This window comes from Flavobacterium sp. Arc3, from assembly GCF_041431375.1.
Classification (GTDB): Bacteria; Bacteroidota; Bacteroidia; order Flavobacteriales; family Flavobacteriaceae; genus Flavobacterium.
Map to the genome: position 1 here is coordinate 1 of NZ_JASMRI010000012.1, position 13,395 is coordinate 13,395.

14 protein-coding genes and 2 tRNA genes are annotated in these 13,395 nt (G+C 33.6%); 8 read left to right on the plus strand and 8 right to left on the minus strand.

The features are described 5' to 3' along the window. Nucleotides 1-136 precede the first annotated feature (136 nt). The 5 genes from QO200_RS10320 to QO200_RS10340 form a co-directional block, all read right to left on the minus strand. Nucleotides 137-865 carry a DUF6577 family protein gene (locus QO200_RS10320; protein ID WP_371539507.1) on the minus strand — a complete coding sequence of 243 codons (729 nt, stop codon included), beginning with the start codon at nt 863-865 and terminating at the stop codon, nt 137-139. Nucleotides 866-1,116: 251 nt separating this feature from the next. Continuing rightward, nucleotides 1,117-2,391, minus strand: a complete 1,275-nt coding sequence (locus tag QO200_RS10325; protein ID WP_371539510.1) for a relaxase/mobilization nuclease domain-containing protein — start codon at nt 2,389-2,391, stop codon at nt 1,117-1,119. After that, entirely contained in the window at nt 2,376-2,771 is a 396-nt protein-coding gene (locus QO200_RS10330) for a plasmid mobilization relaxosome protein MobC (RefSeq protein ID WP_371539513.1), read from the minus strand. The genes QO200_RS10325 and QO200_RS10330 overlap by 16 nt, the downstream gene beginning before the upstream one ends. 732 nt (nt 2,772-3,503) lie before the next feature. Further along, a complete protein-coding gene (locus tag QO200_RS10335) occupies nt 3,504-3,761 on the minus strand; it encodes a DUF3294 domain-containing protein (RefSeq protein WP_371539516.1) in 258 nt (85 codons plus the stop codon). A gap of 141 nt (nt 3,762-3,902) precedes the next feature. After that, the gene (locus QO200_RS10340) at nt 3,903-4,307 is read right to left on the minus strand and encodes a helix-turn-helix domain-containing protein (RefSeq protein WP_371539519.1); all 405 of its coding nucleotides are present in this window, start codon (nt 4,305-4,307) and stop codon (nt 3,903-3,905) included. Between the two features lie 171 nt (nt 4,308-4,478). On the opposite strand from QO200_RS10340, the gene QO200_RS10345 reads away from it, so the two are divergent. The 5 genes from QO200_RS10345 (at nt 4,479) to QO200_RS10365 (ending at nt 8,979) form a co-directional block, all read left to right on the plus strand. Continuing rightward, nucleotides 4,479-5,330: a hypothetical protein gene (locus QO200_RS10345; RefSeq protein ID WP_371539522.1), complete on the plus strand. Its 852-nt coding sequence runs from the start codon at nt 4,479-4,481 to the stop codon at nt 5,328-5,330. Nucleotides 5,331-5,341: 11 nt separating this feature from the next. Then, nucleotides 5,342-6,181 (plus strand): hypothetical protein, encoded by an 840-nt coding sequence (locus QO200_RS10350; protein WP_371539524.1) that lies wholly within the window; start codon nt 5,342-5,344, stop codon nt 6,179-6,181. A gap of 361 nt (nt 6,182-6,542) precedes the next feature. Beyond that, nucleotides 6,543-6,887: a hypothetical protein gene (locus tag QO200_RS10355; protein WP_371539527.1), complete on the plus strand. Its 345-nt coding sequence runs from the start codon at nt 6,543-6,545 to the stop codon at nt 6,885-6,887. 165 nt (nt 6,888-7,052) lie between these two features. Beyond that, complete coding sequence (locus QO200_RS10360; protein ID WP_371539529.1) at nt 7,053-7,322, plus strand: hypothetical protein; 270 nt, start codon at nt 7,053-7,055, stop codon at nt 7,320-7,322. Between the two features lie 4 nt (nt 7,323-7,326). Next, nucleotides 7,327-8,979: a recombinase family protein gene (locus QO200_RS10365; RefSeq protein WP_371539752.1), complete on the plus strand. Its 1,653-nt coding sequence runs from the start codon at nt 7,327-7,329 to the stop codon at nt 8,977-8,979. Here QO200_RS10365 and QO200_RS10370 read toward each other — a convergent pair. Both QO200_RS10370 and QO200_RS10375 read right to left on the minus strand, forming a co-directional pair. Continuing rightward, nucleotides 8,939-9,011: transfer RNA gene (locus QO200_RS10370), tRNA-Met, on the minus strand. The genes QO200_RS10365 and QO200_RS10370 overlap by 41 nt on opposite strands. 34 nt (nt 9,012-9,045) lie before the next feature. Next, nucleotides 9,046-9,118, minus strand: a tRNA-Met gene (locus tag QO200_RS10375). 117 nt (nt 9,119-9,235) lie between these two features. Here QO200_RS10375 and era point away from each other — a divergent pair. Next, nucleotides 9,236-10,117: a GTPase Era gene (era, locus tag QO200_RS10380; protein ID WP_371539532.1), complete on the plus strand. Its 882-nt coding sequence runs from the start codon at nt 9,236-9,238 to the stop codon at nt 10,115-10,117. A gap of 167 nt (nt 10,118-10,284) precedes the next feature. Here the strand turns inward: era and QO200_RS10385 are convergent, their stop codons facing one another. After that, nucleotides 10,285-10,782 (minus strand): hypothetical protein, encoded by a 498-nt coding sequence (locus QO200_RS10385; RefSeq protein ID WP_371539535.1) that lies wholly within the window; start codon nt 10,780-10,782, stop codon nt 10,285-10,287. Nucleotides 10,783-10,889: 107 nt separating this feature from the next. Here QO200_RS10385 and der point away from each other — a divergent pair, with 107 nt between their 5' ends. Then, a complete protein-coding gene (der, locus tag QO200_RS10390; protein WP_371539538.1) occupies nt 10,890-12,200 on the plus strand; it encodes a ribosome biogenesis GTPase Der in 1,311 nt (436 codons plus the stop codon). 362 nt (nt 12,201-12,562) lie between these two features. Beyond that, on the plus strand, nt 12,563-13,354 hold the full coding sequence (locus tag QO200_RS10395; protein ID WP_371539541.1) for an SDR family oxidoreductase: 792 nt from the start codon (nt 12,563-12,565) through the stop codon (nt 13,352-13,354). The last annotated feature ends 41 nt before the right edge of the window (nt 13,355-13,395 follow it).

Here is a 13,395-nt window from a genome sequence, read left to right on the forward strand (position 1 = left end):
TAGGGTGGTCAGTTTACTCCGGAACTGGTGGTCAATTTGCACTGGAATTGGGTGGTCAATTTGACCGGTTTTTCCACCATTCTATCTGATGTGTTTTATGTTCAATCATAGTTGTTAACTTATGGCAAAAAATACATTAATTTGCCAAAACTAAATTAATTCTGTTTTCGGTTTCGTACTCTCTGTTTCTGCGCATTGCGTATCGTTTCATTTTTGCGGTATTGACCACGTATTTTTTGAAAGCTGTATTGTAAATGAAATCGAGTTCACCTTGTTGAGCTGCAAATAGTTCTTTATCAATGATCATATCTACTAACAATTTTTCCAAAGAAGGGATTTCGATTGTATCGATTTGTATTGTTGGTGATTCTGTTACAAGATTCTTAACTATGGTTACTTCTTCGGTGTTTGAACTTATATACCTTTCAAATATCTCTTCATCTGGATTCAGGTATACATTTTTGGTATTTTCGCTAATGCTATTAAATACTTGTTCTGCAGCTTCTTTTTCAATTTCCACTATCGTGAAGTTTTTAAATGTTTGGTGTCGCATTAGGTCATTTATCCATTTTGTATTCCAAACACAAATTTTTATGAACGGAAACTCTTTGTGAATTTTACTATAAACTTTTTTAAGGGCTTGATTTATTTCGGGTTTGAAATTTGGTTTGTTTGTAATCGTGTAAATCCCCCTTGATGGATTATTGATTATACCTGCTTTTTTAAGTTTAGAAAGATAAACAGTAATCGTGCTTTCCGTTAGATCTGGAAAATCCTCTGTAATTGCTTTTACCAGATCCTCTCTAGACAGCTGTCTGTCAGATTCAAAGTAGTTTATAATTGTATTTTCAAGAGTTTTTGGCACAGGTCTATTTTAAAAAAGTGAATGTACTGCTTTTTTTTTATAAATTAAGTTTTGGCATTAAATTTATTTTTTTGCCAATACTTAATTATTATTTTGAACGGCGTACTCAATGAAATTTGCCTATTGTGATTAGTTTTTAGAATGTTTAATATTGCTTTCTGTTTTTAAAACATCAAAACACTACGAACTTAGCCGAATTTGATTTCCGCCGTTTTTACTGTATATATTTAGGATTTCAGTACAGGGTTCTTTCAATTATCTGATAGTCCTTTTCTTTTTTTCTTTCTCCTTTTGTTTTTGAGTTGGTTCGGTAAATAATCTGAAGAATATTCAGCCTGTATAAGAATATCCAATACTTTTACCAAATCAGGAATCGTAAGAGTGTCTTTTTGTTGTTGCATGTTGTTAAGTATAAATTCTTTGGAAGGATTTTTTTTAGACATCTTGTTGCTTTTTTCTACACCAGTAACTTTTAATCCGCAACGTTCCTGAATAGCTTTTGCACTGTATTCTTTTCCTAAACTACTACCATTAAATACACTTTTGGTTTGATGGTCAACATAGGTAATACCATAAAGCAGACCTTCTTCGCTTTTTCTAAAAACAGTATGAATGCCTTCTTTTTCCAACAGCCTTGCCAGTTCGTTTGTAGATATTGATTGCTCTCTTAGTAGTGCAATATCAATTGCATTTTTCAGCCTTATTTTGTCAGGTATTCTTCTAACTTCATTGCGCTTAAATTTGTCTTCTAGAAATTTTAAAGTTGGTTTACTATAAAAATCACTTGCTTTAATTGGAACACCAATTGGTTTGCCTTGTTCGTTTAAAATTCGATACACTAATCCTTTAGATAAAAATATTTTTGAATTCTCGTTGCCTCGATCAGCCATTACATTATACTGCTTTAGAACTGCATTTAGTTCAGGAAGACTTGCGTACTTGTATTGGTTGAGAACTGCATTCAAAACGTTGGATATGGCTTTCTTTGTTTCAATGCGACCATACTGAATCTTGCCAACAGCAATGGGCTGCAATATAAATTCTTCTTTCTTTTTTCTTCCTTCCGCTTTAACGAGTCCAAACAGTTCTTCAATTTCTTTACGAGCCGGCTCAGATTTTCGTATCCCTAAATGATGTAGGTCAATCCGCTTACCGTCCCTTTCAATATTTATGGTTACCACATGTAAATGGGGGTGCCCTGCATCGTGATGTTGGTATACTAAATATGGTTGTTTTCCAAAACCAATTTTCTCCATATAAGTATCGGCAATTAACATCAGCTTTTCTTTGGAATGATTTTCTGACGGATCAAAATTTAGGGAAATATGCACACTATTCCGTTTTGCATTTTCGTTTAATTCTATCTGTTTTATAAAACGGTTTAGCTTTAAAGCATCACTCATTTTGTCAACATCGACAGGATAGTTTCCTGCCGAGATACACTCAGCTACACCAACTTTAACTTTGTTCTCATTGTAGTTAAAAATACTGCGGATTGAATGACTAGTTTTTATGATTGTAACCATTTGTCCGATATTTTTTGAATGTGTTTATTGATTTCTTCTACTTTGTTGGAAAGGATTTTTTTATCCAGATCAAAGCTAATTATCCAGTTCCTGAATTCAGGAATTTGTTGCAAAGTGTGTAGTTTTTTTACAGCCTGGTTAATATTGGTTCCAATGGCGTTCAGCTCATTGTGGAGTATTATAGTTTCTTCCATAAAATCGTCCAGCGATTGGTTTCGATAGGTAGTCACAATTGACTTATCGAAAAGATGCTTACGGACGTAGTTACTTAATTTTCGGCATGTACTGGCTTTCCATGTGCGTTCAATTGTTGCATATTCATCGGGAGTTAGGCGCAGCCCGATTATGCGTGTTCTGTTTGAATTTTCCGCTTCCATCATCTATCATTTTACTCATTAATTCATTTTCTTTTAATTGGCATTCGTGAATTTGCTACGGTTCATTTCATTGTTTTTCAAACTCTTTTTATCCTTTCAGTGTCACTGCCCACGAGTTCCGAGTGTGGGGCAGCAAGATCCGGTTGTTTAACAACCGTTCATCTTGCCGATTGAAGGAACGTGGCAATCTTTCAGCTTTTTAAAGGATTAATGCTAATTTAAAATTAATGTTAGAAATAAACAATCATCGTTATATTTTGGCTAGGATAACACTTCGATAAATGATAAGAGTTAGTAGTAATTGATTCAGTCAGACTACCCTTTAATTTTTCAAAAGAAAAAGAAAAAAAAGAAAGCAGTACAAAATTGGATATGCATCAAACGGAGTGCTATAAGTCCCGAAGGGTGTCACTGCGAAGAATGAGCGGTGCCATTATGGGCACGCAGTTGGTGAATGACCAATACCTTGGCTGTACTTTTTGTGATTTTTTATTGTGATATTTTTAAGGTCTTTGGGAGATTGTAAAGCTGTAAGAATACTTATTTTAGAGGTCTTTGAAAGTGTACGCTCTCTTATTCCAATACGGGAGAAAATGTTCCTAAATAATTATTAGATCTTGAATAATGGAGCGTACTTTTTCAAGTGAATACATTTTAATTAATGTGCAAAATTCTGACTGTTTTCAGGAAGGTTTTTGCACATGATTTGAAAGAGATCTAGCAATCAAAAATTATCTAATTCTTTTCTTGAAGTAAGGTAACGGTTTCAGCAAGATCATGATTTGTGATATAGTCCAAAACATAATAGTCCACTTCTTTTTTATTCTCGGGTGAAGTGGAAAATGAATTAAGATAATACTCTGTATTTTCATCAGCAATATGAATAATTTCAGTGTACCCTTTTGAAATTAGAGAGCCTTTTAATTTCATAACTTTAAGCGCATTACTATGATCAATTTCTTTTTTAATTCTTAACTTAATAGTTTTATCCATCGGATTATTCTTTGATTTTTTATTATTGCAAAATAGTGATATGTTGTAAACAAAAAAGTTTTATTTACTTTCTATCCTACAAACAAAAAAGAGACTGATGAAGGTCTCTCTTTGGAATTAATTTTAACTTTTATAAAAGGTCTATTTAGCCTTCAATAATTTTTCCAAATACTCAACCTTATCTTTTTCGGACTGAACTAAACGTTCGTAAAGTTTTTTGTTCTCGTCATATGCTTCAATCAATTTGTCAATAGGATTAAATGTGCAGTTGTAGTTTAATGATGAAGCGTTATCGTGGTATGTATTACCTATAATATTAAATACTGTATCATCGCTATAATTTTTTATGGCCTCAGCAGAAACGCCTAATACTTTGGCAATAGCTTGTAATTTTTCTTCGTCTACAGTTTCACTTGCTTCGATATTAGAAACTGATTGCTGGCTTACACCAATTGCAATAGCCAATGCTTCTTGTTTCATTCCTCTAAGCTCTCTGATTCGGCTGATATTTCTGCCTATATGTTTTGGTTTTGTTGCTGTGCTCATAGTTCAAAGATATTTAAAATTCTATCAAAAAAAATTCATTGGTAAAAAACAAGTCAATTATGGTGTGATACAATTCCGGATGGTTCGGTACGGTACTAAATCTTCCTTACTTGCTTCGTATTAAACAAAAATACAATTTTTCAGATTAGTATTAACTAAAGAATTAAAATTATGAAAGCAATTGACAAAGGTGGATTACAGATAGTTAAAAATATTGTTATTGGAAGTGTCAGAGCCAGTGGTATTTACTGTTTTGGAGAGATAAAGAAAAACCAATCGGTTTTAAATCCTTTTTTGGAAAATAATTATAAAAGAGAAAGAAAAACCCATTTCTATTTATTGGTTTTGACTGATGAAAATATTATTAAAACTGTATCCGATATTAGTGAAGCTATAAAAAACAAAACAGAAGGACGCTATACAGTGACTATGTTACTCCATAAAGTAAAATCGGATAATTGTCTCACACCACATCAAATATATTTCTTTCATACTATTTTAACCAAAGGATATAAAGTATATGAGCGTGATAATACGTCACCGAATCTTGTTTTAGATAAAGCTCCTAAACGTAATATTGATTACATACGTTCCTATTGGGAAAACAGAAGTGCTGTAGCTGATAATTTTATAAATAGTCAGAATCAAATTGACTTATTGGAAAGCGCAGTGGTTCACGAAGCAATGATGCATACCGCTGTAGAACAAATCTGTCTAGGACTAATCAACGTATTTTTAGGATATCATCCCAATCATTTTTCACTAGCTTATTTGTTTGAAATCTGTGAAATATTCACGCCACTTGTATCTGAAATGTTTCCACAAACTACTGGAGAAGATAAAAGACTCTTTGATTTATTAAAAACACATCCAGGTTCTCTTCGCTGGCTTAAATTGAAAAATTCAAGTAGGATAGATACTGAGCTTCTAGCGAAAAAATGCAAGCTATTCCATGAACGAGCTTGTGAACTTGTAGAAGTCGAATTGGAGCGTATTGAAATTTTATATAATAAAGAACTCTAAAAATTTGAACTATGTACCATAATATTTTAACTCAGAAAGACTATCCAAATTATAGTCAATTAAAGAAAATGACCAAACTTTTAATTAAGCTTATTGAGACAGAGACTATTTATTTCTCACGCCATATTGAAGAGAAAATCAACATAGGTATTATCACGGTTCTTGTCAGTGAAAATAATCCGCATAATTGGGAAGATATTTACGAGTACGGCTCGAATTTTTTTAAAGCCTATCCTGAGTTTTCATTTCGAGTTTTTAATGCAGATTGGGTAATGGAGTCGCTCAGAGGTGGTAATATTTTTTTTATCATGCATTGTAGTGAACACGAATTGGTTTACAGTACTGATGAAAGTAGTAGTGTTGTCGTCCTCAAAAAAATAAATGCCAAACGGCTTATAAAGGAGGCTAAAGATACGTTTCGCTTTGATTTTAAAGAGAGTGTGGTTATTGGGCGGGATCGAAACTTTCATTTAAGATGTGAAAACTATACTATGGCAGCTTATAATATACATCATGAAATGCGCTCAATTTTTGTATTTGCCACATGGTTTCTGACGGGAGAATGGATAGGCGAGCACAGTCTAGTAAAACTTCAAAAAGACTTGAGTAAGTTTTCCAGCACTTTAGGTAAAACATTTGATCTCGATAAGGAAGAAGAGGTTTTTGTCTTAGAACAACTGGAAAATGCTCGTGCTGCAATCCAATTCAATGCAGAAATTGAACCAATCAGTAAAAAAACCGTGGAAGTAGCATCTGCAAAAGTGGATTGGGCTGAAAAAGAAGTTCGAAGATTATTTGAGGAACGTATTAAAATAACAAAACAAAAGATTAAAGATCATCGAAATAAATAAAATTTAAATCATAGAGAATATTTGAAAATTAAGTGCTCGGAATTTCGACACATTAATGCCTTTTACGGATAGAAAAGATATTTATACTGCTGAAATAAGAGTGTTAAATTATTTTTAACTTACATATGTCGTTTCTAAAATGCTGAATTTGTGTGTTATTGGGCTAGACCAAGTAGCTCCTGAAATTTTAAAGACGATCAAATACACTCCCATCAACGTTGCATTTGTTTTGGAGATCGTTATGCAGTTTCTTCCAATAGAAGAAATTGAAACCTAGGATTAAATACATCAAATGTTTATAAAAGATCCCGAGATCCTGGCAGAACGACATATTTAAAAATATTATTTTATCACTATAACTATGGAAACGAATGAAACCAAATCACTGAAGGAATTGCGCAAACTATCGGGAAGAGGTTGTAAGATTCTTAAACCAAGCCATCGTAAGAAAGGTTTATATACTGTTGACATAGGTGTGGAAGGATATTTGGATTTACTTTTTACTGTTGCTAATTTAATAAAGGTCTCCATTTTGGCTCTTGATTCAGATGAATCAAATTGTATTCAGATACCGGATTCACCAAGCAATATAAAGAATATGTTAGAAATAGCGCTGAAGGTACTGCCTTGTGACGAAGCAGGATTTTTACACCAGTCAAGAGAATTGCTTTTGAGGGAAAACGAGAATGGTACACCTGAAAAATAAGACTTAAAGGCTATTTCTTTCTTACGTTTAGTCTCCTATCCTCACCATATTTTAACTATGATTTAGACAAAAAACAATTCTATCTTTGTAAGGAAGTGTGATTTATGTCGAATTAGTAAAAGACCGTTAAGACGGTCTTTTGCTATTGAAAAAAGGAGGTGCGAGATGAAAAATGAAGATGAGAATGAAAAAAGAGGAATCACTCCAAAGAAGACTTTGGAAAAGTTAAAGGCAAAAGGGTTGGACTTAATGCTTGAAGGCAAAAAAAAGTTGCCTTGCGATGAAAAGAATATTAGTGAGGATTATTCAGATAAATTAACGATTGAAGAAATAAGAAAATGTAAAGGCTTTGATGAAATATCTGCATCGGATATTAATGAGATAATTGAGAGTTTATTTAAATTAGCAATTGTAGTATATAATTTAAAAGAATAGAATTATGGGAATAGAAAATTTCAAAAAATTTCAAAAAGAAAAAATCCCTGAAAGTGTTGTGATAAAAGAGATTTGGGGCTACACAAGAGTCAGCTCCAAATTACAATTAGTAAACAATAGTTTAGAAGAGCAAAGAAGTGAAATAGTTCAATTTGCTAATAACAGTGGGTATGCTTTAAAAAATATACTTGGAGGAACTTACGAGAGTGCTTCGGGTGATTTTACAAGAAAGGAGTTCACTAAATTAATAGATGAGGTTAAGAGTGCAAAACAGAGGCCTTTTGGAATTGCTATAAAATTTATTAGCAGATTTTCAAGAACTGGCGGTAATGCTATTGCGATCGTAAATGAACTAGTGGATAAATTAGGAGTACATTTAATAGAGACATCGTCCGGACTTTGTACAAATGACGAATACAGTAAATTAGATATTTACAGTAAGCTTTTAGATGCTAGAAGAGAAAATATGGATAGGTTAGAGAAAACACTTCCAGGAATGAAGACGTTGTTGGCAGGAGGCGATTGGCTTGGTAAAGCTCCTAGGGGATATACTATGCGAGGTAAAAAAGTAGCCGATTATACTTTGCTTCAAGAAACGCAATCCATTACAATAAATGAGGAGGGTGAACTATTAAAAAAGGCTTGGAAATGGAAACTAATGGGTGAGCGGGATTATGTGATTAGACAAAAATTAGAGAGATTAAATCTAATAATTTCAAAGCAAGGACTTAGTTCTATGTGGCGTAATCCGTTTTACTGTGGAATATTAGTAAATTCTTTAATTGAGGGACCAGTGAAAGGGAATTGGGAAGGATTAGTGAGTCAGGAAGATTTCTTGATCGTGGATGCCGTACTTTCTAATAATAAAAGAAATGCAGTTAAAGAGTATACCAAAAATAAAGTTAATGAGTTTAGACCGCTAACAGGTTTTCTTCGATGTGAATGCGGATGCTTACTTACAAGTTACGAGGTTCGGGTTAAAAACAAACATTATTACAAATGTCAAAAGTGTAAAAGTGTTAGTTTTAATGCTTCGACCACCCAAAAATCAAAAGCAGAAGGTTTGAATAACTCTTTTGAGAATTTACTGTCAAATTATACACTTAACACTCGGTTTATCGAACCTTTCAAATTGCAGTTAAATAAGCTCTTTGACACCATGAACACTGAGGGTAAGAGTGAAATGAAAAGTTTATTTGCAAAGAAAAAAGAGTTGGAAACTAAAATCGAGAATTTGGATAAACGATATTTTGATAACCCAAATTTTGGAGATGAAAAATATAACAAATACGTTTTGCAATTTTCAGTCGAATTAAAGACAATTGAAGAGCAGATAGATATGAACGAGAAAAAAATATCTAACCACAAAAAACATATCGAAAAAGTAGTTGATAAAATTAAAAACATCAGTGATTGCTGGGGTAGGGGAGATGTCGAGGATAAAATAAGGATTCAAAATTTAGTGTTTCCGGAAGGTTTGTCCATTAGGGCTAAAAATAGGGAATATCTAACCAAAAAAGTGAATGGTATTTTTGAGTTAATAGCAGTGGTAACAGGGATTAAGGAGGGGTTTGAAAATAAAAAAACCCATCAAAAAGTTGATGGGTTTCTCTCAGTAGCGGGAACTGGACTCGAACCAGTGACCTTCGGGTTATGAGCCCGACGAGCTGCCTACTGCTCTATCCCGCGATGTGCGTTTGTAATCTCAATAAAATTAACTTAGTAGCGGGAACTGGACTCGAACCAGTGACCTTCGGGTTATGAGCCCGACGAGCTGCCTACTGCTCTATCCCGCGTTGTTTCGGTTGCAAAGGTACAACGAATTTTATCATTTCCAACAAAAATTTTAAAAAATGTTTTATTTCATCTATTCACTTGATATAACTACCTTTGCAAAATAAATAATATATTAAATGTCACATAAAGCAGGTTTTGTAAATATCATTGGGAATCCAAACGTTGGGAAGTCCACATTAATGAACGCCTTCGTAGGGGAAAGACTTTCTATCATTACGTCTAAGGCACAAACGACTCGTCATAGAATCCTTGGGATTGTAAATGGAGAAGATTTTCAAATGATCTTGTCTGATACTCCTGGGATTATTAAGCCTGCATATGAAATGCAAGCATCGATGATGAACTTTGTAAAGTCCGCTTTTGAAGATGCTGACATTTTAATTTACATGGTCGAAATAGGGGAGCAAGATTTAAAAGACGAAGCGTTCTTCAATAAAATCATTCATTCAAAAATACCTGTTTTATTATTGTTGAATAAAATTGACAATTCTAATCAGGAACAATTAGAAAAACAAGTGGCTTTTTGGACTGAGAAAGTGCCTAATGCAGAAATATATCCTATATCTGCTTTGCAGAACTTTAATGTTCCAGAAGTTTTCCAAAGAATAATTTCGCTTTTACCAGAATCACCAGCATATTATCCAAAAGATCAATTAACAGACAAGCCAGAGCGTTTCTTTGTAAATGAAACAATACGTGAGAAAATATTGTTGAATTACAGCAAGGAAATTCCATACGCGGTAGAAATCGTAACTGAAGAGTTCTTTGAAGATGAAAACATCATTAGATTACGTTCTTTGATTATGGTGGAGCGTGAAACGCAAAAAGGAATCATTATCGGGCATAAAGGAGCTGCACTTAAGAAAGTAGGGATGGATGCTCGTGCTGATTTAGAGAAATTCTTCGGAAAGCAAATCCACATCGAATTATATGTGAAAGTAAATAAAAACTGGAGAAGTAACGTGAACATGTTAAAACGTTTCGGTTACAACCAATAAGCTTGTCGTTTGATCAGTTTGATTTGAAACCAAGAGTGAAGAAGTGAGAAATCTAGCGTGTAGTTTTGCTAGATCTTAAAAATAGAAAAAATCAATATTAGAATTTAAATTCTGATATTGATTTTTTTTTGTCTAATCTGCTCCTTGATGGGATGAGATATTAATAATTAGGAGGCTATGATTTTTAAGAATAGGCTTTCTAATTCATTCATTTGGTCATGGCCGCTTTCTCGGATTTGCTTTGCAATAAAGTATAGTAGGAACCAAGAAAAAAACATAAGTCCAATAACTATAAAATCAAATGTCATGCTATTTTTTAAAACATAATCGGAGTAGGCTAGACCACTAAAAGTTAGAAATACTCCTGCAATTATAAAATGTAGAAACATAAAAAAAGTCCATAAGGTGGGGGCTGGGCCAAATAATCCTCTTATATGTGTTCCGTTCTCATTTTTAGATTCCAATTCTAAATGTAAATGTGGGGAATAATACGATTTTTTGTTGTCTTTTATATTTAGCCAGATGTGGTTGCCGCCCGTTTTTACAGCGTAGTCATCGCAGTTTGATTTCTTATAGTCCTCAAACTTTTGAAGCACTGCGGCAGTGTTTTCTGGAACATCTTTATAAAATCGTAAACGCAGTCTTAGTTCATTATTAGTGTCCATAGTGGTAAACTTGTATCAGTTAAAAAGGTAAGCTTTTGCTAATATATCAAAAAAATTGATAGTCACGGGATTAAACACTACCTTTGCAAAATATTGAAATTAGTATTATGAATAACATTGTTGCCATTGTAGGAAGGCCAAACGTAGGGAAATCGACACTTTTTAATCGATTGATACAAAGAAGAGAAGCGATAGTAGATTCAGTTTCGGGAGTTACCCGTGACAGAAACTACGGAAAAAGTGAGTGGAACGGGAAGGAATTTTCTGTAATCGATACGGGAGGATATATACGCGGTTCTGATGACGTTTTTGAAGCTGAAATCCGTAAACAAGTAGAATTAGCAATCGATGAAGCTGATGTTATTATATTTGTTGTCGACGTAGAAGAAGGGATCACGCCAATGGATGATGCTGTTGCGAGACTATTGCGTAAAGTAACTAAGCCGGTTTTACTTGCTGTAAATAAGGTGGATAATGCGATGCGTGAAAAAGATGCTATTGAATTCTATAACTTAGGTTTAGGAGAATATTACACTTTTGCAAGTATTTCAGGAAGTGGAACAGGAGATTTATTGGATGCATTAATTGATGCATTTCCTATAAAACCTGAACCAACTCAAGAAGAAATAGAATTGCCTCGTTTTGCAGTTGTAGGTCGTCCAAATGCTGGAAAATCAAGTTTTATCAATGCGCTAATTGGTAAAGAAAGATATATTGTTACTGATATTGCGGGTACAACTCGTGATTCTATTGATACAAAATTTGACCGTTTTGGTTTCGAATTTAACTTAGTTGATACTGCGGGAATTCGTCGTAAGGCCAAAGTAAAAGAAGATTTGGAGTTTTATTCTGTTATGCGTTCAGTGCGTGCCATCGAGCATTCTGATATTTGTATCTTGATAATTGATGCCACTCGTGGATTTGAAGGTCAGGATCAAAGTATTTTTTGGTTAGCCGAAAAAAACAGAAAAGGTGTTGTTATTCTTGTTAACAAATGGGATTTAGTTGAAAAGGAAACGATGTCGACTCGTGATTATGAAGAAAAAATAAGAGAAGAATTAATGCCATTTACTGATGTGCCTATTCTTTTTGTTTCTGCATTAACAAAACAACGTTTATTGAAAGCATTAGAAGCAACCGTAAAAGTTTTCGAAAGTAGACAACAACGTATCGCTACATCAAAATTCAATGAATACATGTTGAAAGTGATTGAAGCGTACCCACCACCTGCAACAAAAGGGAAATATGTAAAAATTAAATATTGTATGCAATTACCAACTAAAACACCACAATTTGTGTTTTTTGCTAATATGCCACAATATGTAAAGGAACCATATAAACGCTACCTTGAAAATAAAATTAGAGACAACTGGGACTTCTCTGGAGTGCCAATCGATATATATATTAGAGAGAAATAAAATAAATAAATTTTTATTTAATCAATTACCTCCAAATAGCAATTTGCTTTTTGGAGGTTTTTTTATGCATAAATTAAAGTGTTTTACTCTTTTTTTTCAATGTAAGGCGTCTTCCGCTTTCTAATTTTTTAGGGTTTGAGCGTTTTTACAAATTGTTTTTAGATTTCAGCTGTTACTATGTGCAAGAGGTAAAGTAAGTTTGCTCATGTTAGCTTGAAAGTAGAAGATGAGACAACTGGAGCTTTGTAGTGTGTCAATGGGAAATTAGGTTGGAGGGAATTAGTTTTATTTCCTTGATTTTTAGAAGAAAGTTTATCGAGTTAGCTATTACTCGGTAAACTTTTTTACATTTATAATAAAAAATGGCATCTATAAATAACAAGGTAGTTTGGATTACTGGAGCTTCGAGTGGCATTGGAGAGGCTTTGGCGTATGAATTAAACCAAAGAAGCTGTAAACTCATACTTTCTGCGCGGAATATCGAAAACCTCGAGCGCGTGAAAGCCAAATGCTCGAATGTAGATGTGGCTGTCCTCCCTTTTGATTTAGTAGATTTCGATAATGCCAAAAATCATGTTGAAAAAGCCATTTCTTTTTTTGGAAAAATTGATGTTCTCATTAATAATGGCGGAGTGAGTCAACGTTCGCTTTTAGTTGACACTGATTTTGAGGTAGACAAAAAACTCATCGAAGTTGATTATTTAGGTACGGTGGCTATAACAAAAGCGTTATTGCCTCACTTTATTTCGAATAGAAAAGGGCATTTTGTAACCATTACTAGTTTGATGGGGAAATTTGGTTCGCCATATCGATCCGGATATTGTGGAGCGAAACATGCTTTGCACGGTTTTTTTGATGTTTTGCGAATGGAGCATCAAAAAGACAATATCAACGTAACGCTAATTTGCCCTGGTTTTATTCAGACTAATGTAGCTATAAATTCGCTTACGGGCAATGGTTCTAAGCAAAATAAGGACGATATCGCGACCTTAAACGGAATGGCCGTTGGTACCTTTGCTAAAAAATTAGTTGAGGCTGTAGAAGCTAAAAAATTTGAAGCATATATAGGAGGAAAAGAAGTGTTAGGTGTTTATTTGAAACGTTTTTTTCCAAAGCTGCTGCACCGTTTTGTGTTAAAAAGTAAAGTACGTTAGTATTAAAGTGTTAAATAAGAATTGAAGGAAGAAAGCATTTT

Coding starts and splice junctions, on each gene's coding strand:
- QO200_RS10365 (WP_371539752.1), top strand. CDS start 7,327: ATGGGAATAGAAAATTTCAAAAAATTTCAAAAAGAAAAAATCCCTGAA.
- QO200_RS10385 (WP_371539535.1), bottom strand. CDS start 10,782: ATGGACACTAATAATGAACTAAGACTGCGTTTACGATTTTATAAAGAT.
- QO200_RS10395 (WP_371539541.1), top strand. CDS start 12,563: ATGGCATCTATAAATAACAAGGTAGTTTGGATTACTGGAGCTTCGAGT.
- QO200_RS10325 (WP_371539510.1), bottom strand. CDS start 2,391: ATGGTTACAATCATAAAAACTAGTCATTCAATCCGCAGTATTTTTAAC.
- QO200_RS10330 (WP_371539513.1), bottom strand. CDS start 2,771: ATGATGGAAGCGGAAAATTCAAACAGAACACGCATAATCGGGCTGCGC.
- QO200_RS10350 (WP_371539524.1), top strand. CDS start 5,342: ATGTACCATAATATTTTAACTCAGAAAGACTATCCAAATTATAGTCAA.
- der (WP_371539538.1), top strand. CDS start 10,890: ATGAATAACATTGTTGCCATTGTAGGAAGGCCAAACGTAGGGAAATCG.
- era (WP_371539532.1), top strand. CDS start 9,236: ATGTCACATAAAGCAGGTTTTGTAAATATCATTGGGAATCCAAACGTT.
- QO200_RS10340 (WP_371539519.1), bottom strand. CDS start 4,307: ATGAGCACAGCAACAAAACCAAAACATATAGGCAGAAATATCAGCCGA.
- QO200_RS10360 (WP_371539529.1), top strand. CDS start 7,053: ATGAAAAATGAAGATGAGAATGAAAAAAGAGGAATCACTCCAAAGAAG.
- QO200_RS10355 (WP_371539527.1), top strand. CDS start 6,543: ATGGAAACGAATGAAACCAAATCACTGAAGGAATTGCGCAAACTATCG.
- QO200_RS10335 (WP_371539516.1), bottom strand. CDS start 3,761: ATGGATAAAACTATTAAGTTAAGAATTAAAAAAGAAATTGATCATAGT.
- QO200_RS10345 (WP_371539522.1), top strand. CDS start 4,479: ATGAAAGCAATTGACAAAGGTGGATTACAGATAGTTAAAAATATTGTT.